The 23,759-nt window shown below is 54.6% G+C and carries 20 protein-coding genes and 4 tRNA genes; 20 read left to right on the forward strand and 4 right to left on the reverse strand.

Annotation, left to right across the window (positions count from 1 at the left end; translation table 11 throughout):
- Positions 1-6: 6 nt before the first annotated feature.
- On the reverse strand, positions 7-906 hold the full coding sequence (asd, locus tag EHV07_RS02145; RefSeq protein ID WP_147194463.1) for an archaetidylserine decarboxylase: 900 nt from the start codon (positions 904-906) through the stop codon (positions 7-9).
- A gap of 96 nt (positions 907-1,002) precedes the next feature.
- A complete protein-coding gene (gene rsgA, locus EHV07_RS02150) occupies positions 1,003-2,064 on the reverse strand; it encodes a small ribosomal subunit biogenesis GTPase RsgA (RefSeq protein WP_147194466.1) in 1,062 nt (353 codons plus the stop codon).
- A 96-nt stretch (positions 2,065-2,160) separates the two neighbouring features.
- On the opposite strand from rsgA, the gene orn reads away from it, so the two are divergent.
- The 5 genes from orn (at position 2,161) to EHV07_RS02175 (ending at position 3,781) form a co-directional block, all read left to right on the forward strand.
- The gene (orn, locus tag EHV07_RS02155; protein WP_147194468.1) at positions 2,161-2,706 is read left to right on the forward strand and encodes an oligoribonuclease; all 546 of its coding nucleotides are present in this window, start codon (positions 2,161-2,163) and stop codon (positions 2,704-2,706) included.
- Positions 2,707-2,949: 243 nt separating this feature from the next.
- A tRNA-Gly gene (locus EHV07_RS02160) sits at positions 2,950-3,025 on the forward strand.
- Between the two features lie 29 nt (positions 3,026-3,054).
- Positions 3,055-3,130: transfer RNA gene (locus tag EHV07_RS02165), tRNA-Gly, on the forward strand.
- 28 nt (positions 3,131-3,158) lie between these two features.
- Positions 3,159-3,234 (forward strand) — tRNA-Gly (locus EHV07_RS02170).
- 471 nt (positions 3,235-3,705) lie between these two features.
- Positions 3,706-3,781: transfer RNA gene (locus EHV07_RS02175), tRNA-Gly, on the forward strand.
- A 315-nt stretch (positions 3,782-4,096) separates the two neighbouring features.
- Here the strand turns inward: EHV07_RS02175 and queG are convergent.
- A complete protein-coding gene (gene queG, locus EHV07_RS02180; protein WP_147194471.1) occupies positions 4,097-5,236 on the reverse strand; it encodes a tRNA epoxyqueuosine(34) reductase QueG in 1,140 nt (379 codons plus the stop codon).
- Between queG and nnr the strand changes: the two genes are divergently transcribed.
- The 15 genes from nnr (at position 5,235) to EHV07_RS02255 (ending at position 23,447) form a co-directional block, all read left to right on the forward strand.
- Complete coding sequence (gene nnr / locus EHV07_RS02185) at positions 5,235-6,758, forward strand: bifunctional ADP-dependent NAD(P)H-hydrate dehydratase/NAD(P)H-hydrate epimerase (RefSeq protein ID WP_147194475.1); 1,524 nt, start codon at positions 5,235-5,237, stop codon at positions 6,756-6,758. The genes queG and nnr overlap by 2 nt on opposite strands.
- A complete protein-coding gene (gene tsaE, locus EHV07_RS02190; protein ID WP_147194478.1) occupies positions 6,755-7,228 on the forward strand; it encodes a tRNA (adenosine(37)-N6)-threonylcarbamoyltransferase complex ATPase subunit type 1 TsaE in 474 nt (157 codons plus the stop codon). The genes nnr and tsaE overlap by 4 nt, the downstream gene beginning before the upstream one ends.
- 11 nt (positions 7,229-7,239) lie before the next feature.
- The gene (gene amiB, locus EHV07_RS02195; RefSeq protein ID WP_147200497.1) at positions 7,240-8,901 is read left to right on the forward strand and encodes an N-acetylmuramoyl-L-alanine amidase AmiB; all 1,662 of its coding nucleotides are present in this window, start codon (positions 7,240-7,242) and stop codon (positions 8,899-8,901) included.
- 16 nt (positions 8,902-8,917) lie between these two features.
- Positions 8,918-10,792 (forward strand): DNA mismatch repair endonuclease MutL, encoded by a 1,875-nt coding sequence (mutL, locus tag EHV07_RS02200; protein ID WP_147194481.1) that lies wholly within the window; start codon positions 8,918-8,920, stop codon positions 10,790-10,792.
- Complete coding sequence (gene miaA / locus EHV07_RS02205) at positions 10,785-11,735, forward strand: tRNA (adenosine(37)-N6)-dimethylallyltransferase MiaA (RefSeq protein ID WP_147194484.1); 951 nt, start codon at positions 10,785-10,787, stop codon at positions 11,733-11,735. The genes mutL and miaA overlap by 8 nt, the downstream gene beginning before the upstream one ends.
- Positions 11,736-11,839: 104 nt before the next feature.
- Positions 11,840-12,151: an RNA chaperone Hfq gene (gene hfq / locus EHV07_RS02210; RefSeq protein WP_147194487.1), complete on the forward strand. Its 312-nt coding sequence runs from the start codon at positions 11,840-11,842 to the stop codon at positions 12,149-12,151.
- Between the two features lie 203 nt (positions 12,152-12,354).
- Entirely contained in the window at positions 12,355-13,635 is a 1,281-nt protein-coding gene (hflX, locus tag EHV07_RS02215; RefSeq protein WP_147194490.1) for a ribosome rescue GTPase HflX, read from the forward strand.
- A gap of 62 nt (positions 13,636-13,697) precedes the next feature.
- A complete protein-coding gene (gene hflK / locus EHV07_RS02220; protein WP_147194493.1) occupies positions 13,698-14,942 on the forward strand; it encodes an FtsH protease activity modulator HflK in 1,245 nt (414 codons plus the stop codon).
- 1 nt (position 14,943) lies between these two features.
- Positions 14,944-15,948, forward strand: a complete 1,005-nt coding sequence (gene hflC / locus EHV07_RS02225) for a protease modulator HflC (protein ID WP_147194496.1) — start codon at positions 14,944-14,946, stop codon at positions 15,946-15,948.
- Between the two features lie 191 nt (positions 15,949-16,139).
- Positions 16,140-16,340, forward strand: coding sequence for a DUF2065 family protein (locus EHV07_RS02230; protein ID WP_147194500.1), 201 nt, complete (start codon positions 16,140-16,142; stop codon positions 16,338-16,340).
- 132 nt (positions 16,341-16,472) lie between these two features.
- Positions 16,473-17,771 carry an adenylosuccinate synthase gene (locus tag EHV07_RS02235; RefSeq protein ID WP_147194503.1) on the forward strand — a complete coding sequence of 433 codons (1,299 nt, stop codon included), beginning with the start codon at positions 16,473-16,475 and terminating at the stop codon, positions 17,769-17,771.
- Positions 17,772-17,963: 192 nt separating this feature from the next.
- Positions 17,964-18,404, forward strand: a complete 441-nt coding sequence (gene nsrR / locus EHV07_RS02240; RefSeq protein WP_147194508.1) for a nitric oxide-sensing transcriptional repressor NsrR — start codon at positions 17,964-17,966, stop codon at positions 18,402-18,404.
- 19 nt (positions 18,405-18,423) lie between these two features.
- A complete protein-coding gene (rnr, locus tag EHV07_RS02245; protein ID WP_147194511.1) occupies positions 18,424-20,874 on the forward strand; it encodes a ribonuclease R in 2,451 nt (816 codons plus the stop codon).
- A 108-nt stretch (positions 20,875-20,982) separates the two neighbouring features.
- Positions 20,983-21,717 (forward strand): 23S rRNA (guanosine(2251)-2'-O)-methyltransferase RlmB, encoded by a 735-nt coding sequence (gene rlmB / locus EHV07_RS02250; protein ID WP_147194514.1) that lies wholly within the window; start codon positions 20,983-20,985, stop codon positions 21,715-21,717.
- A gap of 101 nt (positions 21,718-21,818) precedes the next feature.
- Entirely contained in the window at positions 21,819-23,447 is a 1,629-nt protein-coding gene (locus EHV07_RS02255) for an isovaleryl-CoA dehydrogenase (RefSeq protein ID WP_147194516.1), read from the forward strand.
- Here EHV07_RS02255 and bsmA read toward each other — a convergent pair.
- Positions 23,421-23,747, reverse strand: coding sequence for a biofilm peroxide resistance protein BsmA (bsmA, locus tag EHV07_RS02260; protein ID WP_147194519.1), 327 nt, complete (start codon positions 23,745-23,747; stop codon positions 23,421-23,423). The genes EHV07_RS02255 and bsmA overlap by 27 nt on opposite strands.
- Positions 23,748-23,759 lie beyond the last annotated feature (12 nt).

Raw genomic sequence — 23,759 nt, forward strand, 5'->3', positions numbered from 1 at the left:
TATCTACTATGGATGATGTAAAACTTCTTCTGCACTGGTTTTTTGCAGTGCAATGGCCAGCGTCTGACCCAGACGCGTTTTCGTTTCCGGCGTCAGGCTTTCTGCCAGTTTGACCTGGCCTGATGCAAACAGATTGATCACCGTTGAACCCAGCTTAAAGCGGCCCATTTCCTGCCCTTTTAACAGCACAACCGAACCCTCTGCATCCGCGCCCGGCCAGCTCCAGCGCTTAATCACGCCTTCACGCGGTGGCGTAATAGTACCGGCCCAGCTGGTTTCAATGCTGCCAACGATAGTTGCGCCCACCAGAATTTGCGCCATTGGGCCAAACTCGGTATCAAACAGGCAAATAACACGCTCGTTACGGGCAAACAGGTTAGGGATATTTTGTGCCGTTAGCGGGTTGACCGAATAGAGGTCGCCCGGCACGTAAATCATTTCACGCAGAATACCGTTACAAGGCATATGCACGCGGTGATAGTCGCGTGGTGCCAGATAGGTGGTCACAAACTCACCGTCACGGAACATCTCGCTCATCGCCGCATTCCCTGCCAGCAACGCTTCCAGCGAATAGGTATGGCCTTTCGCCTGGAAGATTTGATCGCCTTCTATATGGCCAAGCTGACTGATTGCGCCATCGGCTGGCAGCACCAGCAGGTTAGGATCTTTTTCAATCGGACGGGCATCGTCGCGCAGTGGACGCACGAAGAAATCGTTAAAGGTACGGTAGCTGGCGGTATCCGGCTTCTGCGCCTCTTTCATATCGACTTTGTAGAACCAGACAAAAACGTCGATAACGGCTTTAGTCAGCCAGCCTGCGCGCTTGCTGGCGCCCCAGCCAGCCAGTTCGGTCAGGCCTTTCTTAGGTAAAATGGCGTTCAGGCCGAGTTTAAGACGATCCAACACAGTAGCCTCCTGGCTTTCAGATCAAAATTAGGGGTGCGGAGTGTAGCAGTGCACGGCTATGCAAGCTATGCCGCCCACAAAGCGGGGCGGCAACGGTTAGTCATTGTTTTCAGAAAAGCTGCGACGCATTTTGAGCTGCATATCTGACATGCTGTCCAGGATGCGGTGATAGCTCTCAAAACGGGTAACATCGATCTCACCTTGTTCTACGGCTTCGCGGATCGCGCAGCCCGGATCGGTATCATGTTTGCAGTCGCGGAATTTGCAGTAACCTAAAAACTTACGGAATTCGACAAATCCACGGGTGATTTGTTCCGGCTCCAGATGCCACAAACCAAATTCACGGACCCCCGGGGAATCGATAATATCGCCGCCGGTTGGGAAATGGTAAAGGCGGGCTGCGGTGGTCGTATGCTGGCCAAGACCCGAAACGTCCGAGACGTCGTTGGTCAGGATCTCATTGGCGCTCAGCTCAAGGCCCAGCAGGGCATTAAGCAAGCTCGATTTACCCACGCCAGACTGACCGGCAAAAATGCTGATTCGATCGATTAACGCGGCCTCCAGGTCAGCCAGACCCTGCTTGCGCTGGCTGGAAACCATCACCACGCGATAACCGATTTTTCGATAAATCGCCATTTGCTCATCAACAAACGCCTGGCCTTCTTCATCCAGCAGATCCGTTTTGTTGAGAACCAGCAGCGGCTCAACATCCAGCGTTTCGCTCGCCACCAGGTAGCGATCGATAATATTCAGCGAAAGCTCAGGCAAAATGGCGGAAACAATAACGATTTGGTTGATATTTGCCGCGATTGGCTTCACGCCGTCGTAAAAATCGGGGCGAGTCAGTACCGACGTGCGCTCATGCACCGCTTCGACAATGCCTTTGACGGTCGCGCCGCCCTGAACGCCTGGTCGCCACAGTACGCGATCGCCTGTCACCAACGAACGAATTGTGCGGCGGATATTACAGCGGTGAACGCTACCATCCGCATCTTCCACATCGGCGTGCATGCCAAAACGGCTGATCACCACGCCGTCCCGTGCCTCGCCAAACAGGCTGTCATCGGGTTCTGGCTTGTCGGCGCGCTGTTTCAGGCGACGATCGTGGTTGGCACTAACGCGACGTTGCTGACCTTTGGATAGTTTGTTTTTGCTCACTCTTCCTCTCACGGCTTGGCAGGCTTCGCCCTGACAGGGCAAAACGTTTATGATACACCCTTATGTTTGATGATATAAGCCACGGCGAGAATCCCTATGACTGCAAATGCCAGTAACCTGATTTGGATTGACCTTGAAATGACCGGGCTGGACCCGGAACAGGATCGTATTATTGAGATCGCCACCCTGGTGACCGATGCCGATCTGAACATTCTGGCGGAAGGGCCGGTGTTTGCTGTACATCAGTCTGACGCGCAGCTGGCGCTGATGGACGACTGGAATGTGAACACGCATACCCATAGCGGCCTGGTAGAAAGAGTGAAAGCCAGCCAGTATGACGACCGCAAAGCAGAACTGGCGACCATTGAGTTCTTAAAAAAATGGGTGCCGGCCAACAGCTCGCCAATCTGCGGTAACAGTATCGGCCAGGATCGCCGCTTCCTGTTTAAGTACATGCCGGAACTGGAAGCTTACTTCCATTATCGCTATCTTGACGTCAGCACGCTGAAAGAACTGGCGCGTCGCTGGAAGCCAGAAATCCTGCCGGGCTTTAAAAAGCAGGGCACGCATCAGGCTATGGATGACATTCGCGAATCGGTAGCGGAACTGGCTTACTACCGCGAACATTTCATTCAGCTGTAAGATTGCGGGCCGTTGGATGCAAAGCAGCAACGTGTTTTGCTCTGTCTCCAGGCGATGAAAAATCTTATCTGCCGCCGCAAACGCAAGATTTGTCCGTTTTTGCCGATAAAACTAGCATTGTGCCGCTTTTATCGGCAGTTGAGCGGTGAATATAAAATTTTTGCGTTTACGGGCTTGCAGCGAGTCTCTTTTCTCGTATAATTCGCACCCCGTACCGGTAGAGTTTTTTGATCGTTACGCAGAGCGGGAATAGCTCAGTTGGTAGAGCACGACCTTGCCAAGGTCGGGGTCGCGAGTTCGAGTCTCGTTTCCCGCTCCAAAATGATTTAGATGTACTGCACCACCCAAGCGGGAATAGCTCAGTTGGTAGAGCACGACCTTGCCAAGGTCGGGGTCGCGAGTTCGAGTCTCGTTTCCCGCTCCAAAATGATTTGATGTACTGCACCACCCAAGCGGGAATAGCTCAGTTGGTAGAGCACGACCTTGCCAAGGTCGGGGTCGCGAGTTCGAGTCTCGTTTCCCGCTCCAATTTTTCACCTCCGGTTTTCTTTTTTTGCTCCTGACTTAGTCGATAACCTATAGCGATTCGCTAACACTTCCGCTTTTTTGATATAACGCAGACCTGCTGTGTCACAGCGGATATGTCCGTTATCACCCTCGGTACAGACGGAAAAAAGCCGCTTTTGAGCAAAATTTACACCGAGTTCGAAAAATGAACTATTCTTCATCCTGCTACAGGAAGTGGGAAGGGGTGTAAGGATTATTTGATCAGAGGCGAATGCCAGCTAAACGCGGATCTGAAGACGACGGCAAAGCCCGCGTGACAAGGGCCAGCCGCGTTCAGTAAAGCTGTTTATCGTGCGGTTTAATGGAAAAAAAACTTGTCATCAGGCTTTGATAAGTCCATAATCGCACCCACTTAGGCTTCTGAAAAGAAGATAGCCTTAAAAATCAATAAGTTAAGAAGGTTAAGCGACTTATTGATGATGCACTTCCTCAGCGGGAATAGCTCAGTTGGTAGAGCACGACCTTGCCAAGGTCGGGGTCGCGAGTTCGAGTCTCGTTTCCCGCTCCAAATTACGACATACCCTGGTATTCAAAATAACTTATCCACAGCGCGTCTGATGCTGTGCTTCGCTTTTTTTGACCTCCCCTGGATATTCCTCAACAGAGTTATCCACAGATTACGCCTGCCCGTTATTTGGCAAAAGAAACAGCGAAAGATTTTGCGTCTTATGTAACTCGCTGTTATTACTGCATATAATAATATGTCAAAATGTTATCTGGATCGCTTGTGCTTTCTGTGACGTTTGAATGACAACAGCTTTTTAATTTTATGCACAGCATGTGGAAAACTTTAGCAAGATGATGTGAAGGCGTTGTTGCTCGTTTATGCATCCCTTGGCAAACCCTTTTCTATCGATCGAACCAGACGCTTTTGTTGCCCGCTTTGGATTTCAACGGCGTTTTCAGCCCGTTTTTCCAGCTGCCGAGCCAGCGCCCAGTCAATATGCTCATCCAGCATCGCGTTCTCGCCTTTTCTGGCGGTGAGCACGGCCACGTTTTCAGCCGACCACGGGGCGTTGCCCAAAGCTACCGCGATATTCCTCAGCCAGCGCAGATGTCCAATCCTGCGGATTGCTGACCCTTCCGTCACGCGCAAAAATTTCGCTTCATCCCAGATAAAAAGATCGGCTAAAGGCGGTGCATGTAACACGGCGCGAGGGCTGAAATCGTCCTCATCGGTAAGCTGACCATAGCGATTCCACGGGCAAATTAGCTGGCAGTCATCACAGCCATAAATGCGGTTGCCGATTAACGGCCGAAATTCTTCCGGGATAGCGCCTTCCAGCTCAATGGTCAGGTAGGAAATGCAGCGCCTGGCGTCCACGGTATAAGGTTCGACAATCGCGCCGGTGGGGCAGGTTGTGATGCAGGCGACGCAGCGGCCGCACTGTTCTTCCTGCGGTGAATCGACCGGCAAAGGAAGGTTAATCAGCAATTCGCCAAGAAAAAACCATGATCCGGCTTCACGATTGAGGATCAGCGAATGTTTGCCGGTCCAGCCAAGGCCAGCCTTCGCGGCCAGCGGCCTTTCAAGCACCGGCGCGGAGTCGACGAAAGGACGGAATTCCGCCTCCTCACAGCGCTCGCGAATTTTATCTCCGAGCTTTTTCAGGCGATTGCGCAATACTTTGTGGTAATCACGCCCCAGCGCATAGCGGCTGACATAGCCCAGCTGCGGATTTTTTAACGTACTGGCAAAGGCCGCTTTGGCGGGGAGATAGTTCATGCGAACGCTAATAACCCGCAGCGTGCCGGGCAGCAGTTCATGGGGACGCGCACGCATCATGCCGTGCCGGGCCATCCAGTCCATTTCACCATGATACTGTTTGTCCAGCCACGCCTGCAGGCGCGGTTCTTCCAGGCTGAGATCGGTATCGGCGATACCCACCTGTTGGAAGCCGAGCTCCAGCCCCCATTGTTTAATATCCAGGGCAAATTGAGAAAGATCGAGAGGATGCGACATGAAAAACCTGAACCCGCTAAATAACCCGACCAGTTTACCCTATTCTGTCTGGCCTGTAGAGGCGATGGCGCAACTGGAACGCGATGGGGCCGATGCGCTCGGCATCACGCTGTTTGAGCTGATGCAGCGCGCAGGGGAAGCCGCCTTTCATCGCATTCGCGCGATCTGGCCGGAAAAGCAGCACTGGCTGATCCTCTGCGGTCATGGCAATAACGGTGGGGATGGCTTTATTGTTGCACGCCTTGCGCAGTCGGCCGGGCTAAGCGTTTCGGTAATCGCTTGCGAAGGCACAAAACCGCTGCCAGACGAGGCGCAGCTGGCACGCGAAGCCTGGCTGAATGCAGGGGGCGACATTCACGAGCCTTCCGCCCTGTGGCCGGAGCAGGTTGATATTATTGTGGATGCGCTGCTGGGAACAGGCTTAAACAGCGCGCCTAAAGCGCCTTACCAGCAGCTGATCGCAAAAGCGAACGCGCACACGGCGCCAGTTTTCGCCATCGATATACCTTCTGGGTTAGTGGCTGCTAACGGCACAGCTCCCGGCGAAGTTATCTCAGCAGAACATACGTTAACTTTTATCGCCCTTAAACCGGGCCTGCTGACGGGCAAAGCCCGCGATTACGTTGGCCAGCTGCATTTTCATGCCCTGAGCCTGGATCCCTGGCTGAGCGGGCAGGACGCGCCGATTGCTCGCTACGATGCTTCTGCGCTGTCCGGCTGGCTCAAGCCCCGAAAGCCCACTTCCCATAAAGGCGATCATGGCAAGCTGGTGATTATCGGGGGCGATCACGGTACGGCAGGCGCGATCCGTATGACCGGAGAAGCCGCGCTGCGTGCAGGAGCAGGATTAGTGCGAGTACTCACTCACAAAGATAACCTTTCTCCGTTATTGACCGCGCGTCCTGAACTTATGGTGCAGGAGTTGACTGATGAAGCCGTCGATCGGGCGCTGGAATGGGCGGATGTGATTGTGATTGGACCTGGGCTGGGTCAGGGCGAATGGGGGAAAAAAGCCCTGAAAAAAGTGGAAAGCTCGCAGAAACCGATGCTTTGGGATGCGGATGCGCTTAACCTGCTGGCAATCAACAACGATAAACGTCAAAATCGCATTATTACGCCTCATCCGGGTGAAGCCGCTCGCTTGTTGAATGTAAAGACCAGTGAAATTGAGAGCGATCGCTTACACTCAGCCCAACGCCTGGCGCAGCAATATGGCGGCGTAGTGGTACTGAAAGGGGCGGGTACGCTTATCGCCAGCGAGTCGGATGCGCTTGCCATCGCCGATGTCGGCAATGCGGGCATGGCGACCGGCGGAATGGGCGACGTGCTTTCAGGTATTATTGGGAGTTTGTTAGCGCAGAAGCTCTCGCTGTATGATGCTGCCTGTGCCGGTTGCGTAGCCCATGGTGCCGCAGCCGAAGCAGTATCACAACGCGTTGGTACACGTGGAATGTTAGCGACCGATCTGTTTTCCGAGCTGTATCTGTTTGTCAATCCAGAGATCCTGAATAGAAAAGAATGAAGACCTGTGTAATAGCATTGTCCGATGAGGCTGCCACCCTTGCTCTGGGAGCCAGCCTGGCCCGCGCCTGTGACGGCGCGGCAACACTCTATCTCTATGGTGATTTGGGGGCGGGAAAAACCACCTTCAGCCGGGGATTTCTCCAGGCGCTGGGTCATCAGGGAAACGTGAAAAGCCCGACTTACACCCTGGTCGAGCCTTATGTCCTGCCAGAGCGTCGGATCTATCATTTTGATCTTTATCGGCTTGCCGATCCGGAAGAGCTGGAATTCATGGGTATCCGTGATTATTTCAGCGGCGACTGTATTTGTCTGGTCGAATGGCCGCAAAAGGGCGAGGGCGTTCTGCCTGAGCCGGATATAGAACTCCATCTGAGCTATCAGGGAAAAGCGCGGCAAGCGGACGTCACCGCTTGTTCGGTTGCCGGTGAATCGATGCTTCAGCGCATGGTTATGGAAAAGGGTCTTTAATAATGTTGCGCATGAAGTTTGGGCTGCTGCTGGCGCTGTTAGTTTCTTCTTTTTCCAGCCTCGCGGCTAACCTGTCAGATATTCAGGTTTCTAACGGCGATGACAAAGCGACCGTCACGCTGAGCTTTGGTGGCCAGCCGGTTTATGGTTTCTTTCCGCTGCATAATCCTGAGCGCGTGGTTTTGGATATTCGGCAAAGCGGCGTGGTCAGAGGATTGCCGCTAACCTTTAGCGGTAACAATCTGGTTAAGCGTATTCGCTCCAGCCAGCCGAAAGACAGTCAGAGTATTCGGCTGGTCTTTGAGCTGACGCAGCAGGGCAAAACCCGCGCTTCTACGCAGCGTAACGGCAATAGCTACAATGTTGTCTTCACTATTGAAGGCAAACAAGCGGCAAGGCCTGCGCCAGCGAGAGCGCAAATCAGCACGGCTTCACAATCGGAGCCTTCCGTAGCCGCCGACAATCCGTTTAAAGGTAACACCGTGACCGCCGTCAGCAGTGGCAACGAGGTTGCGGTGCCGGGGCTGGGAACGCGTTCGGTCAACGAGGCAGTGATTGTTGCTATCGATGCCGGACATGGCGGTCAGGATCCCGGTGCCATTGGCGCACGTGGGCTGAAAGAGAAAAACGTCACCATTGCGATTGCCCGCAAGTTGAAAGCGTTGCTGAACGCCGATCCCATGTTCAAAGGCGTAATGACGCGTGATGGTGACTATTTTATTTCTGTTATGGGCCGTTCAGATGTGGCGCGTAAACAGAACGCCAATCTGCTGGTCTCTATCCATGCGGATGCGGCACCAAACCGCAGCGCGTCAGGCGCTTCCGTCTGGGTGCTGTCTAACCGTCGTGCGAATAGCGAAATGGCAGGCTGGCTGGAACAGCATGAGAAACAGTCCGAGCTGTTAGGTGGCGCAGGCGACCTGTTGGCCAACAGCCAGGCCGATCCTTATCTCAGTCAGGCGGTACTTGACCTGCAATTCGGTCATTCGCAGCGAGTGGGCTATGACGTGGCGGTGAAAGTTATCGCGCAGTTACAGCGCGTCGGATCGTTACATAAGCGCCGTCCGGAACATGCCAGCCTGGGCGTATTACGCTCGCCGGATATTCCATCCCTGCTGGTGGAAACCGGCTTTATCAGTAATCCTTCGGAGGAGCGACTGCTTGGCAGTAGCGCTTACCAGCAGAAGATTGCCGAGTCGATTTATAAAGGACTCCGCAACTACTTCCTGGCGCACCCGCTACAAGCTATCCCAAAGGAGGAAAACCGACCGTTGCAGTCCGCAACGGCGGTTGATGTGCAACCGAATCCGGCTCCGGCAGAGACGCAATATTCTGGCGCGGTAACGCGTCATGTGGTTAAACGAGGCGAAACCCTGTCTGGCATTGCGGCCCACTATGGCGTAAGTATGGCGATGATGCGCTCGATGAACGCGTTGAAGAGAGATGTGGTCTGGGTCGGTCAGCGCCTTAAGGTGCCTGCTAACGCCAGCAGCCAGCAGGCCAGCGCCAGTGCCAGCAGAAGCAGGCCAACTCGCCATAAAGTGGTACGCGGAGATTCGCTAACGGCCATTGCTGTGCATTACGGCGTGAGTCCAAAAGCCATCATGCAGGCGAACAGGATGAAATCGCAAAACGTCATGTTAGGGCAGACGCTGACCATTCCAACTTCTTAACTCACAAGGATTCTTTATGCCGATTCAGGTCTTGCCTCCTCAGCTCGCTAACCAGATTGCTGCGGGCGAAGTGGTGGAACGCCCGGCGTCGGTGGTGAAAGAACTGGTTGAAAACAGTCTGGATGCTGGCGCCACACGGATTGATATTGAGATCGATAAAGGCGGCGCTAAACTCATCCGCATCCGCGATAACGGCAGCGGGATCGGCAAAGACGAGCTGGCAATGGCGCTGGCTCGCCATGCCACCAGCAAAATTACCAGCCTTGACGATCTCGAAGCCATCGTCAGTCTGGGATTTCGCGGTGAAGCGCTGGCCAGTATCAGCTCGGTTTCACGTCTGACGCTGACTTCCCGTACGGAAGCGCAAACGGAAGCCTGGCAGGCCTATGCTGAAGGGCGGGAAATGGACGTGACGGTCAAACCGGCGGCTCATCCGGTGGGAACCACGCTGGAAGTGCTGGATCTCTTCTACAACACGCCCGCCAGACGCAAATTCATGCGCACCGAGAAAACCGAATTTAATCATATTGATGAAATTATCCGGCGCATCGCGCTGGCGCGGTTTGATGTGGCTTTCTCACTAACGCATAACGGCAAGCTGATACGCCAGTATCGCGGTGTCAGCGATACCACTCAACGTGAACGCCGCCTGGGTTCTATCTGCGGCACGGCTTTTCTTACGCACGCCCTGGCCATTGAGTGGCAGCATGGCGATCTCAGCCTGCGCGGTTGGGTTGCCGATCCGGCAGGTTCACGCGCGGTTAGCGAGCTGCAATACTGCTACGTGAATGGCCGAATGATGCGCGACAGGCTGATTAATCATGCTATTCGCCAGGCTTATCAGGATAAGCTCGGCGACGATCATCAGCCCGCCTATGTGCTTTATCTGGAAATCGACCCGCATCAGGTTGATGTAAATGTCCATCCGGCGAAGCATGAAGTGCGCTTCCATCAGTCCCGTCTGGTTCATGACTTTATCTATCAGGGCGTGGTGAGTGTGCTACAGGAAACCGGTGCAGAAACGCTGCCTGCCTCTGCGGAAGAAACGCCCGTGGAACGCTGGCAGCCTGCCAACAGACCGGCAGCCGGTGGCAATCACTTCTCGTCGCCTGCGTCCGTAAAAGATACCCGTTCAGCCTCTTCTTCTTCGCAGACTAATCTGCGCGGTGACGGCACGGGCAGGGCATCGCCGGGTGCCTGGCAGCGACAGGAGCCGGTGTATCAGAAAAAAGAAGGGGCGGCTTATCAGCAGCTTCTGCGGACGCCTGAGCCGCCACGTGCGCAGGAAATGGCCCCTGAATTACCACGCAAGGAAGAGGCGCCTCTCAGCGCTCACAGCCAAAGTTTTGGCCGGGTATTGACGGTCTTCAATAATGATTTTGCGCTGGTAGAAGCCCGGGAACGCCTGGCCCTGATTTCGTTGCCTACAGCCAGCCGTTGGTTGAAACAGGCGCAGCTGGAACCGGGGCAGGAGGGACTCAAACCCCAGCCATTATTGATTCCGGTGCGCATGAAGGTCGTGAAGTCCGAGCGCGATGTGATTAGTCAGTACGCAGAGCTGCTCAAACAGATGGGCATTGAGCTGCAAGCTGACGGTCAACATGTGACCCTGCGCGCGGTGCCTTTACCTTTACGGCAACAAAATTTACAAAACTTGATTCCAGACCTGTTAGGCTATCTCGCCGGACAGACTGATGCTTCTGCAACACAGGTGGCGCAGTGGATTGCACGTCATTCCACCGCCGATCATCTGCACTGGAATCACTCGCAGGCGATTGCGCTGCTGGCCGAGGTCGAAAGGCTTTGCCCACAGCTGATTAAATCGCCACCTTCTGGATTATTGCAGTACGTCGATATAGAACAGGCGATGAACGCCCTGAAGCATGAGTGAAACTTCTAAGGCTGGCCGGCCAAAGGCAATATTTTTGATGGGGCCAACGGCCTCTGGCAAGACGGCGCTGGCGATTGCTTTGCGTCAACATTTGCCGGTAGAGCTGATAAGCGTCGATTCCGCGCTGATTTATCGGGGAATGGACATTGGCACAGCCAAGCCTTCTGCCGAAGAACGGCGGCTTGCGCCTCATCGTTTACTGGACATCCGCGATCCTGCGGAAGCGTACTCCGCAGCAGAGTTTCGCCGTGATGCCCTGCGTGAAATGGCTGAAATTACCGAAAGCGGGAAAATCCCGCTGCTTGTTGGTGGCACCATGCTCTACTACAAGGCGCTACTGGAAGGATTATCGCCGTTGCCCCCGGCCGATCCTGAGGTGCGCCAGCGTATTGAGCAAAAGGCGAGTGAAGAGGGTTGGGATTCTCTTCATCGTCAGTTATGTGAAATAGATCCCATTGCGGGGAGTCGTATTCATCCGAATGATCCCCAGAGACTCTCGCGAGCACTGGAAGTTTTTTTTATTTCAGGTAAAACTTTAACGGAACTGACGAAAACAGCAGGTGAAGCGCTGCCTTACGATGTGGCGCAGTTCGCGATTGCACCCGATAATCGCGCACTGCTACATCAGCGGATTGCGCTGCGTTTTGAACAAATGTTGGCGTCAGGATTTGAAGCGGAGGCTCGGGCACTTTATGCACGAGGTGATTTGCATACGGATATGCCTTCCATTCGTTGTGTGGGTTATCGCCAGATGTGGTCATTTTTAGCTGGCGAGATCGATTACGATGAAATGGTTTATCGGGGGATTTGCGCGACCCGGCAGTTGGCAAAGCGCCAGATGACCTGGCTGCGAGGTTGGGAGGATGTTCACTGGCTGGATAGCGAACAACCTGATGCCGCGCTGACCAACGTATTGCAGGTTCTTAGTGCGAAGGCTGGGTGATTGTGTACAATTGGTGCGAAATCGTGCGCAAATTTTTACGCAGTATTTCAGAGTCCTTAGGGGTTCTTAAGTAGTAAACAACAAGCATATAAGGAAAAGATAGAATGGCTAAGGGGCAATCATTGCAAGATCCGTTCTTAAACGCACTGCGTCGCGAACGTGTTCCGGTTTCGATTTATTTGGTTAATGGTATTAAACTGCAAGGTCAAATCGAATCATTTGACCAGTTTGTTATTTTATTGAAAAACACGGTCAGCCAGATGGTTTATAAGCACGCTATCTCTACCGTTGTTCCGTCCCGTCCGGTCTCCCATCATAGCAATAACACGGGTGGCGGAAGCAGCAACTATCATCATGGTGGCAGCAATCAGGGGGCCGCTGGTCAGCCTCAGCAAGAGAGTGAAGACACAGAGTAATCACTGCTCTCAGGGCGGGTATACCTGATTTTTCAGGCCCCGTCCTGGCAATGACATCTTTATCTGTTCCAAACCGTCGCCAGACGCCGGAATACAGATAAAAAATACGCCTTTTCTATGACGTTAATGTGCATTTTGCATCTGATTTTGACGCAGTATGGCCATCGTAAAGCAGGTTTAACAAGGTTCTGAGAGGTTTTAGTTTGTTTGACCGTTATGATGCCGGTGAGCAGGCCGTACTGGTACACATCTATTTTTCCCAAGACAGGGATATGGAAGATTTGCAGGAGTTTGAAACTCTCGTCTCTTCCGCAGGTGTTGAAGCGCTGCGTGTTGTTACAGGCAGCCGCAAAGCGCCACATCCTAAATACTTTGTCGGTGAAGGGAAAGCCATTGAAATTGCCGAAGCGGTGAAAGACAGCGGCGCTTCCGTGGTGCTGTTCGATCATGCTTTAAGTCCGGCGCAGGAGCGTAACCTTGAAGCGCTCTGCCAGTGTCGTGTTATCGACCGTACCGGACTGATCCTGGATATCTTTGCCCAGCGCGCACGTACCCATGAAGGTAAATTACAGGTGGAGTTGGCCCAGCTTCGCCATCTCGCCACGCGCCTGGTTCGCGGCTGGACGCACCTTGAACGCCAGAAAGGCGGTATCGGTCTGCGCGGGCCGGGTGAAACCCAGCTGGAAACTGACCGTCGCTTGTTGCGTAATCGCATCACGCTGATCCTTTCCCGTCTTGAGCGCGTTGAGAAACAGCGCGATCAGGGCAGGCAGGCGCGTAATAAAGCTGACGTACCGACCGTTTCACTGGTTGGCTATACCAACGCCGGTAAATCGACGCTGTTTAATCGGATTACCGATGCTGAGGTCTACGTCGCTAACCAGCTTTTCGCCACCCTCGACCCGACCTTACGCCGTATTGACGTAGCGGATGTCGGGGAAGTGGTGCTGGCAGACACGGTTGGTTTTATCCGTCACCTGCCGCATGACCTGGTTGCCGCGTTCAAGGCGACGCTACAGGAAACCCGGCAGGCCGCGCTGTTGCTGCATGTGATTGATGCCGCTGATTTACGCGTGGATGAAAATATTGAAGCGGTGGAAGAGGTTCTGGAAGAAATTGAATCTGATGAAATCCCAACGCTGCAAATAATGAATAAGATCGACATGCTGGAGGATTTCGTTCCCAGGATCGATCGTGATGAAGAAAATATGCCTGTTCGTGTCTGGCTCTCCGCACAAACGGGCGAAGGCATTGCGCTGCTTTTCCAGGCGCTGACCGAACGTCTGGCGGGTGAAATAGCCCAGTATGAATTACGTCTGCCGCCTGAAGCAGGACGGCTGCGCAGTCGCTTTTACCAGTTACAGGCAATTGAAAAAGAGTGGAATGAAGACGATGGCAGCGTGGGATTACAGGTGCGCATGCCAATTGTCGACTGGCGGCGCCTGTGCAAACAGGAACCGTCGCTGGTGGATTACATTGTTTAACGCCCGACACGCGTATCCCGGCCCTGGGATAACACCGCACACACAATTAATGGAGTATAAACATGGCGTGGAATCAGCCCGGGAAGAACGGACAGGACCGCGACCCGTGGGGAAGCAGCAATAATCAAGGCGGCAACTCTGGGGGTAATAAGGGAGGACGTGATAAAGGGCCTCCTGATTTGGATGATATTTTTCGCAAACTGAGCAAAAAGCTGGGTGGCCTGGGCGGCGGTAAAAACGACGGTGGCAACGGTCAGCCGGCACCGGGTCGCGGCAGCCGACTGGTTGGGATTGTCGTGGTTGCAGCGGTCGTTATCTGGGCGGGCAGTGGTTTCTATACCATCAAAGAAGCCGAGCGAGGCGTGGTGACGCGCTTTGGCAAGTTTAGCCATTTGGTGGAGCCGGGCCTGAACTGGAAACCGACGTTTATCGATCAGGTGCGTGCTGTTAACGTTGAAGCAGTTCGCGAACTGGCGGCTTCCGGTACGATGCTGACTTCTGACGAAAACGTGGTGCGCGTTGAAATGAACGTTCAGTACCGCGTCACCAATCCAGAACGTTATCTGTTTGCCGTAACCAGTGCTGATGACAGCCTGCGTCAGGCAACAGACAGCGCTTTGCGCGGCGTAATTGGTCGCTCAACAATGGATCGCATCCTGACCGAGGGGCGTACCGTTGTGCGTAGCGATACCCAGCGCGAGCTGGAAGAGACTATTCGTCCGTACGATATGGGCATTACGCTGCTTGACGTCAACTTCCAGGCGGCTCGTCCACCGGAAGAGGTAAAAGCGTCGTTCGATGATGCGATTGCCGCCCGCGAAAACCGCGAGCAGTACGTGCGTGAAGCAGAAGCCTATGCGAATGAAGTTCAGCCACGCGCGAACGGACAGGCGCAGCGTATTTTAGAAGAAGCGCGCGCTTATAAAACCCGCACCGTGCTTGAAGCACAGGGTGAGGTTGCTCGCTTTGCTAAAATCCTGCCGGAATATAAAGCGGCGCCGGAAATCACGCGTGAACGCCTCTATATCGAAACCATGGAGCGGGTGCTTAGCCATACTCGTAAAGTACTGGTTAACGACAAGGGCAATAACCTGATGGTTCTGCCGCTGGACCAGCTGATGCGGGGACAGGGTGCTGCGCCTTCTGGTGCAACTCAGGATAGCAGCAGTAACAGCCTGCTCCGTTTGCCGCCAGCCTCAGGCAGCAACGATCGCGCTGGCAGCTCGTCGTTCAGCCCGGACAACATTATGGATCAGCGTCGGGAAAATGCTCAACGCAACGACACCCAGCGCGAAGGGAGACAGTAAGATGCGTAAGCCATTAATCGTTGTATTGATTGTTGTGCTGGTGGTGCTGTACGCGTCACTGTTCGTGGTACAGGAAGGGCAGCGCGGCATCGTGATGCGCTTTGGTAAGGTTCTGCGCGACGATGAAAATAAACCGCTGGTTTATGCGCCAGGCTTACATTTCAAGGTGCCATTCCTGGAATCCGTTAAGTCACTGGATGCACGCATTCAGACCATGGACAACCAGGCCGATCGCTTTGTCACTAAAGAGAAGAAAGATCTGATCGTTGACTCCTACATCAAGTGGCGTATCAGCGACTTCAGTCGTTACTATCTGGCGACGGGCGGCGGCGACGTTTCACAGGCGGAAGTGCTGCTGAAACGTAAATTCAGTGACCGTTTACGTTCTGAAATCGGTCGTCTGGACGTTAAGGACATCGTTACCGATTCTCGCGGCCGTTTGACTACCGATGTGCGTGATGCGCTGAACACCGGTAGCGCAGGTCAGGACGATGAAATTGCCACGCCAGCAGCGGATGATGCGATTGCTTCCGCAGCGGCACGCGTTGAACGGGAAACCAGCAGCAAAGAGCCGTCGGTCAACCCTAACAGCATGGCGGCGTTGGGGATCCAGGTGGTGGATGTGCGGATTAAACAGATCAACCTGCCGACAGAAGTGTCGGACGCGATCTACAACCGTATGCGTGCAGAGCGTGAAGCCGTAGCCCGCAGCCAGCGTTCACAGGGTCAGGAAGAAGCGGAAAAACTGCGTGCGGGTGCCGATTATGAGGTGACGCGCACTCTGGCCGAAGCGCAGCGTACTGCTTTAATGACCCGTGGTGAAGGGGATGCCGAAGCCGCTAAGCTGTTTGCCGATGCTTTCAGTCAGGATCCTGATTTCTATGCCTTTATCCGCAGCCTGCGTGCTTACGATAACAGCTTCAACAGCAGTCAGGATGTGATGGTACTGAGTCCGGATAGCGATTTCTTCCGCTTCATGCAGTCACCTTCTAAAGTCACGCGTTAATCATGCTGTCTTAACCGGGAGCGAAAGCTCCCGGTTTGACTTCCCCTCCGACAGGCAAAACCAATCCCTGTCTGGCCTGTGCACCTCCTGAGTTTTTCTTTTCCCGTTAGCGTTCGCACGACGATCCGATATGCCATCACTGGCAGGTCGTGGCATACTACGGCTCTTTTATCAGGATCTTTCATCGCGTTATGAATGCAACTATTTGGATGGCACTGGCACTGGTGCTGATTTTGGAAGGACTGGGACCGGTACTGCTGCCGCGTATCTGGCGACGTATGATCCTCTCAATGGCGCAGTTACCGGACACGCTCCTGCGTCGTTTTGGCGGCGGGCTGGTGGTTGCAGGCGTCGTTATTTACTATATGGTGAGTGCCAGAAGCGGCGGCTAACGGGCAGGAAATGCGCCGTTCGACGCCCCACAGCACGTTCGGCAAAAAAGTACGCAATCGTATGCTAAAAGAGCTGAAAGACGGTTTTTACGGTGGTAGAATCCATTTTTAAGCAATCGGTGATTTTGAGAAATGGGTAAGAACGTCGTCGTACTGGGCACCCAATGGGGTGACGAAGGTAAAGGTAAGATTGTTGACCTGCTAACTGAGCGTGCAAAATATGTTGTACGTTACCAGGGTGGTCATAACGCTGGCCATACGCTAGTCATCAACGGTGAAAAAACCGTCCTCCACTTAATTCCCTCTGGCATCCTGCGTGAAAACGTGACCAGCATCATCGGCAACGGTGTTGTGCTCTCTCCGGCCGCACTGATGAAAGAGATGAAAGGTCTGGAAGATCGCGGCTTCCCTGTACGCGAACGCCTGTTTATTTCTGAAGCCTGTCCGCTGATTCTGGAGTACCACGTAGCACTGGACGTGGCACGCGAGAAAGCGCGCGGCGCGAAAGCTATCGGAACTACCGGTCGCGGGATTGGCCCGGCTTACGAAGACAAGGTTGCCCGTCGCGGCCTGCGTGTTGGCGATCTGTTCAACAAAGAAACCTTCGCGGCCAAGCTGAAAGAAGTGATGGAATACCATAACTTCACCCTGGTGAACTACTACAAAGTAGAAGCGGTCGACTATGACAAAGTGCTCAGCGATATGATGGCGGTTGCCGATATCCTGACCGGTATGGTTGTGGACGTTTCTGAACTGCTGGACGGCGCGCGTCAGCGTGGCGATCTGATCATGTTCGAAGGTGCACAGGGTACGCTGCTGGATATCGACCACGGAACTTATCCGTATGTCACCTCGTCTAACACTACCGCTGGTGGTGTGGCGACAGGTTCAGGCATTGGTCCACGCTATGTCGATTACGTGCTGGGCATCGTAAAGGCTTACTCTACTCGCGTGGGCGCAGGTCCGTTCCCGACCGAACTGTTCGACGAGACCGGCGAGTTCCTGTGCAAGCAGGGTAACGAGTTTGGCGCGACCACTGGCCGCCGCCGCCGTACCGGCTGGCTGGATGCGGTTGCCGTTCGTCGCGCCGTGCAGATCAACTCCCTTTCCGGTTTCTGCATGACCAAACTGGACGTGCTGGATGGCCTGAAAGAAGTTAAAATCTGTGTGGCTTACCGCATGCCTGATGGCCGCGAAGTGACCACCACCCCGCTGGCAGCAGAAGGCTGGGAAGGCATTGAGCCGATTTACGAAACCATGCCAGGCTGGTCTGAAACAACGTTCGGTGTGAAAACGCTGGATGGCCTGCCGCAGGCAGCACGCAACTATATCAAGCGTGTAGAAGAAGTAACGGGCGTGCCGGTAGACATCATTTCTACCGGTCCGGATCGCAGTGAAACAATGATCCTGCGTGACCCATTTGACGCATAAGCCGTCATTCAGGCCGGGCACTGCCCGGCCTTACTCATTCTCCCTGCGCTTTCCCATTCTGCTTCTCAATAACCCGCGCTTGCTGAAATAAAATGGCCTCGAATGCGAAGGCTGGTTTATCATCATTTATAACACTCATTTTTGAGCGGATTACTGGCGCTTTCAATACTGTCGCGCTTTTGAGGTCACTCTGTGCAGCTAACAAGTTTCACTGATTACGGTTTACGTGCGCTGATTTTTATGGCCGCTTTACCCCAGGGTAAGATGACCAACATTACTGAAGTGACGGAAACTTACGGCGTATCGCGTAACCATATGGTCAAAATCATTAATCAGCTCAGTCGGGCAGGTTACGTCTCCGCAGTACGCGGCAAAAACGGTGGTATCCGGCTGGGAAAACCTGCTTCGGAGATCGTGATCGGGCAGGTGGTCCGCGATATGGAACCGCTACAGCTGGTGAACTGCCACAGTGATTTTTGCCACATCACGCCAGCTTGTCGCCTGAAACAGGCGCTGCATGATGCCGTACAGAGTTTCCTTGCCGTGCTGGATAGCTATACGCTGGCTGACCTGGTTGAAGACAACCATCCGCTCTACCAATTGTTGCAGATTAAACAAACAATCCGCAACTGATGACAACGGAGGAACCGCAATGTCAAAAGATCCTTTTAAGGAACGGGAAGCTGAAAAATATGAGAACCCCATTCCCAGTCGCGAATTTATCCTCGCGCACTTAGATAAACGCGAAAAACCGGCCAGCCGCGAAGAGCTGGCGACAGAACTTTCAATTTCTGGCGAAGAGCAGACTGAAGCGCTGCGCCGCCGCCTGCGCGCCATGGAACGTGACGGTCAGCTGGTCTTTACGCGTCGTCAGTGCTATGCGCTGCCTGAACGTCTGGACCTGCTGCGAGGCAAAGTTATTGGCCACCGTGATGGCTTCGGCTTTTTACGCATCGAAGGCAGCAAAGACGATCTCTACCTCTCTGCCGAGCAGATGAAAATGTGCATGCACGGCGATGTGATTCTGGCGCAGGCAATGGGCGCGGATCGCAAAGGTCGTCGCGAAGCCCGCGTAGTTCGCGTGCTTGAGCCGCGTAACAATCAAATCGTTGGCCGCTACTTCACCGAAGCGGGCGTGGGCTTTGTGGTGCCGGACGACAGCCGTCTGAGCTTCGACATTCTGATCCCGCCGGAAGAGCTGATGAATGCCCGAATGGGCTTTGTGGTGGTCGTCGAGCTGATGCAGCGTCCTACGCGCCGCAGCAAAGCCGTTGGTAAAGTCGTGGAAGTGCTGGGCGACAACATGGGCACCGGCATGGCCGTTGAAATGGCGCTGCGCACCCATGATATCCCACACGTCTGGCCGCCAGAGTTGGAGCGTCAGATTGCGAAGCTGAAAGAAGAAGTGCCGGAAGAGGCGAAGCTGGGCCGTGTGGACCTGCGCGATCTGCCGCTGGTGACCATTGATGGCGAAGACGCCCGCGACTTCGATGACGCGGTATTCTGTGAAAGAAAACGTGGCGGCGGCTGGCGCCTGTGGGTAGCGATTGCCGACGTTAGTTATTACGTTCGTCCGGGCACCCCGCTGGATGACGAAGCGGTTAACCGCGGTACGTCAGTCTACTTCCCGTCGCAGGTTATTCCAATGCTGCCGGAAGTGCTGTCGAACGGTTTGTGTTCGCTGAATCCACAGGTCGATCGCCTGTGTATGGTTTGCGAAATGACCATCTCCGCGACCGGTAAACTGACCGGTTACAAGCACTACGAAGCGGTCATGAATTCCTGGGCACGCCTGACTTACAATAAAGTCTGGAGCATTCTGCAAGGCGATCAGGATCTGCGCGAGCAGTATCAGCCGCTGGTTAAAGATCTGGAAGAGCTGCACCGCATGTATCTGGTGCTGGAGAAGTCTCGTGAACAGCGCGGCGGCATCTCTTTTGAGACCGATGAAGCGAAATTTGTCTTCAACGCCGATCGCCGTATCGAACGCGTGGAGCAGGTATCCCGCAACGATGCGCACAAACTGATTGAAGAGTGCATGATCCTGGCCAACATCGCTTCCGCACGCTTTGTTGAGAAGAACAACGAACCGGCGCTGTTCCGCGATCACGATCGCCCCAGCGAAGAAAATATCAAAAGCTTCCGCTCCGTACTGAACGAGCTGGGGCTGACGCTTGGCGGCGGTAATAAGCCGCATCCACTGGATTATGCCGAGCTGCTAACGCAGATTTCTGCTCGCCCGGATGCGGAAATGCTGCAAACCATGCTGTTACGGTCAATGAAGCAGGCCGTTTACGATCCGGAAAACCGTGGCCACTTTGGCCTGGCGCTGGCTTCCTATGCACACTTCACGTCGCCGATTCGTCGCTATCCCGATCTGCTGCTGCATCGCGCAATCAAGTATCTGCTGGCGAAAGAGAACGGCACGCTGGAAGGCAACACCACGCCAACCGGTGGTTTCCATTACGATTTACAGCAGATGCTGCAATTTGGTCAGCACTGTTCGATGACCGAGCGCCGTGCCGATGAGGCCACGCGTGACGTTGCCGACTGGCTGAAGTGCGACTTTATGCAGGATCAGGTTGGTGAAACCTTTACCGGCGTAATCTCCAGCGTCACCGGCTTTGGCTTCTTCGTTCGTCTGACCGATCTGTTTATCGACGGGCTGGTGCATGTTTCCACGCTGGACAACGATTACTACCGCTTCGATCAAATTGGTCAGCGCCTGATTGGCGAGTCCAGCGGTAAGACTTATCGTCTGGGCGATACGGTTGAAGTGCGGGTTGATGCGGTCCATATGGACGAACGCAAAATCGATTTTGCCCTGATCTCCAGCGCCCGTAAACCGCGTGGCGAAGGCAAAACCGAACGCGATCGCGCTAAAAAAGCGGCACCTCAGCACAGCGGAAAACGCCGTCGCGAGCAGAGCAAAAGGTCGAACTTTGAACCAGATAGCGCGTTCCGTAACTGCAAGGGCGCGGCTGAAAGCGCCAGTACCGGCGCGAAAAAAGAAAAAAAACCGAGAAAACCTTCGGATAAAACCCGTAAAATCGCCGCCGCTACCCGTTCAAAGCGCGCGGCGAAGAAAGACACTACTGCGTAACGCCGCGTCCTGCGATGTGGGTTAAACCACGCCAGGACGATTTGCGGAAACTGCGCGAGGGAACTGATGTTCCTCGCGCATAAAAATTTTCTACTGAGTAACTGATTAATGAGTGAAATTGTTTTTGGACTCCACGCCGTGCAGGCGCTGCTCGACAGCGACCCTCAGCGCTTTCAGGAAGTGTTTATCCTTAAAGGCCGCGACGACCGTCGCCTGCAGCCTGTGGTCAAAGCGCTTGAAGCTCAGGGGATTGTCGTCCAGGTTGCGAATCGCCAGTGGCTCGACAGCCAGGTTGAAGGCGGTGTCCATCAGGGAATTGTGGCGCGCGTAAAGCCGGGCCGTCAGTATCAGGAAAACGATCTGCCGGATCTGCTCGCCAGCCTGGATTCGCCTTTCCTGCTGATTCTGGACGGTGTTACCGATCCCCACAACCTTGGTGCCTGCCTGCGTAGTGCAGATGCAGCAGGCGTGCACGCGGTTATCGTGCCAAAAGACCGCTCCGCCCAGCTGAACGCGACCGCGAAGAAAGTTGCCAGCGGAGCAGCAGAAAACGTGCCGTTGATCCGCGTAACTAACCTTGCCCGCACCATGCGTGTGCTTCAGGAAGCAAACGTCTGGATCGTTGGCACGGCTGGTGAAGCCGATCACAACGTCTATCAGAGCAAAATGACCGGCCCGATGGCGCTGGTGATGGGCGCGGAAGGCGAAGGTATGCGCCGTCTTACCCGTGAACACTGCGATGAACTGATCAGCATTCCGATGGCGGGCAGCGTTTCCTCGCTAAACGTATCGGTTGCAACAGGCGTCTGCCTGTTTGAAGCGGTTCGTCAACGCAGTAAATAAATCGTTCGGGGCGTGACCTGCGCCCCGAAATTCCGCTCTTTCCCTCGCCTGTTCCGCTCTCTTTTGCATACTGATAGTGTCACCGCCAACAGGATGCCAAAATGGACGGGAAAACCCATACCGTTTTTAATCAGCCACGCCCCCTGACCAACAGCAATCTCTTCCTTTCTGACACGCCGTTGCGTGAAGCGGTTATGCGCGAAGGTGCCGGTTGGGACAGCGAGCTGTTAGCCTCTGTCGGCCAGCAGCTCGGGAATGCGGAGTCGCTTGAGCTGGGACGGCTGGCTAACAGCTTTCCGCCCGAGCTGCTGCGTTACGATGCGTGCGGCGAGCGGCTGGACGAGCTTCGCTTTCATCCTGCCTGGCATCTGCTGATGCAGGGGCTTTGCAGCAACCGCGTCCATAATCTGCCCTGGCAGGAAAACGCGCCAGCTGGCGCATTTGTTGCCCGTACGGCCCGATTCCTCCTGCATGCGCAGGTCGAGGCCGGCACGCTCTGCCCGGTAACGATGACCTTTGGCGCCATCCCGCTGCTGCAACACTATTTGCCTGCTGCTTTTCGCGACTGGCTGCCGCCGCTGCTTTCCGATCGCTACGACCCTCATTTGAAAAATGGCGCACAAAAGCGAGGCTTGCTGATTGGCATGGGCATGACAGAAAAGCAGGGCGGTACCGATGTGTTGAGCAATACCACGCATGCTGAACCGGTTGCATCGCGCGGGAATGGAGAAAGATATCGCCTCACTGGCCATAAATGGTTTTTCTCCGTACCGCAAAGCGATGCTCACCTGGTGCTTGCCCAGACAAAAGGCGGTCTCTCCTGCTTCTTTGTGCCGCGTCTGCTGCCGGAAGGGGACAGAAACACCGTTCGGCTTGAACGCCTGAAAGAGAAGTTGGGCAACCGTTCCAATGCCAGCAGCGAGGCGGAGTTTTTTGCCGCGACGGGCTGGCTGATTGGTGAAGAAGGTGAGGGCGTCAGGCAAATCCTGAAGATGGGCGGCTCCACGCGTTTCGACTGTGCGCTGGGCAGCCATGCGATGATGCGTCGGGCGTTCTCCATCGCCCTCTATCACGCCCATCAGCGCCAGGTGCTGGGTCTAAATCTTATCGATCAGCCCTTGATGCGGCAGGTGCTTTGCTCACAGGCATTAGTGCTGGAAGGGCAAACGGCGATGCTGATGCGGCTCGCGCGGGCGTGGTCGATGGGCAATGACAACCAAGGCAGGCTGTTCAGCCGTTTGTTTACCCCAGCGGCTAAATATGTCATCTGCAAACGGGGAATAGGCTTTGTCGCGGAAGCGATGGAAGTGCTGGGCGGCATCGGCTATTGCGAAGAGAGCGAGCTGCCAAGGTTGTACCGTGAGATGCCGGTGAACAGTATTTGGGAAGGATCGGGCAACGTGATGTGCCTGGACGTGCTACGCGTGATGACGAAGCAGCCCGGCATAAATGAATTACTGACGGCAGAATTTGAAGCGGTAAAAGGGCAGAATCGGCACTTTGATCGCGGCTGGCGGCAGTTGCAGCTGATGCTGCGCCATCCTCATGAAAGTCAGGCCCGCTGGCTGACGGAACAGCTGTTCACCCTCGCCTGCGGCGTTCAGGTGATGACGAACCTGGAACCGGGCATTGCCGACGCATGGTGCCGGCAGATGCTGGATCCACGTGGCTGCCGCACCCTGCCGGAAAAAGTTTGTGAGCGGCTACTGCTGCGTGCTGGTGGACGTTGAAGGGCCATAGAGCAGCGCCTTCGCATACCAGATACCCGGCATCACCGTTTCACTGACCAGCTGGATAACATACCATTTTGCTCCCGCTTCGTTAGCTTTAGCGGCAATCGCCCGCTCTGCGTCGTCCGGCGATCCGCGTTCCGTTACGCTCACGGTGCCAATACGGGTCAGCGTCATGCTTTGGGCGCGAGTGATCTCCTGGGCCGTCGCACCAGCAGGTGGCGGAGGTTCAGGCGTGGTTTTAAACTGAGCACAGCTGGCAAGCAGCAGGGCGATCAAAACAGGCAGTAACCGGCGCATAGCCGCTCCTCA

Source organism: Pantoea sp. CCBC3-3-1 (assembly GCF_007981265.1).
Taxonomy (GTDB): Bacteria; Pseudomonadota; Gammaproteobacteria; order Enterobacterales; family Enterobacteriaceae; genus Erwinia.

Bases quoted from the DNA above. Each gene is read 5' to 3' on its own strand.
- orn (WP_147194468.1), top strand. From the start codon at position 2,161: ATGACTGCAAATGCCAGTAACCTGATTTGGATTGACCTTGAAATGACC.
- nnr (WP_147194475.1), top strand. From the start codon at position 5,235: ATGAAAAACCTGAACCCGCTAAATAACCCGACCAGTTTACCCTATTCT.
- queG (WP_147194471.1), bottom strand. From the start codon at position 5,236: ATGTCGCATCCTCTCGATCTTTCTCAATTTGCCCTGGATATTAAACAA.
- tsaE (WP_147194478.1), top strand. From the start codon at position 6,755: ATGAAGACCTGTGTAATAGCATTGTCCGATGAGGCTGCCACCCTTGCT.
- amiB (WP_147200497.1), top strand. From the start codon at position 7,240: ATGAAGTTTGGGCTGCTGCTGGCGCTGTTAGTTTCTTCTTTTTCCAGC.
- mutL (WP_147194481.1), top strand. From the start codon at position 8,918: ATGCCGATTCAGGTCTTGCCTCCTCAGCTCGCTAACCAGATTGCTGCG.
- miaA (WP_147194484.1), top strand. From the start codon at position 10,785: ATGAGTGAAACTTCTAAGGCTGGCCGGCCAAAGGCAATATTTTTGATG.
- hfq (WP_147194487.1), top strand. From the start codon at position 11,840: ATGGCTAAGGGGCAATCATTGCAAGATCCGTTCTTAAACGCACTGCGT.
- hflK (WP_147194493.1), top strand. From the start codon at position 13,698: ATGGCGTGGAATCAGCCCGGGAAGAACGGACAGGACCGCGACCCGTGG.
- hflC (WP_147194496.1), top strand. From the start codon at position 14,944: ATGCGTAAGCCATTAATCGTTGTATTGATTGTTGTGCTGGTGGTGCTG.
- EHV07_RS02230 (WP_147194500.1), top strand. From the start codon at position 16,140: ATGAATGCAACTATTTGGATGGCACTGGCACTGGTGCTGATTTTGGAA.
- EHV07_RS02235 (WP_147194503.1), top strand. From the start codon at position 16,473: ATGGGTAAGAACGTCGTCGTACTGGGCACCCAATGGGGTGACGAAGGT.
- rnr (WP_147194511.1), top strand. From the start codon at position 18,424: ATGTCAAAAGATCCTTTTAAGGAACGGGAAGCTGAAAAATATGAGAAC.
- rlmB (WP_147194514.1), top strand. From the start codon at position 20,983: ATGAGTGAAATTGTTTTTGGACTCCACGCCGTGCAGGCGCTGCTCGAC.
- EHV07_RS02255 (WP_147194516.1), top strand. From the start codon at position 21,819: ATGGACGGGAAAACCCATACCGTTTTTAATCAGCCACGCCCCCTGACC.
- bsmA (WP_147194519.1), bottom strand. From the start codon at position 23,747: ATGCGCCGGTTACTGCCTGTTTTGATCGCCCTGCTGCTTGCCAGCTGT.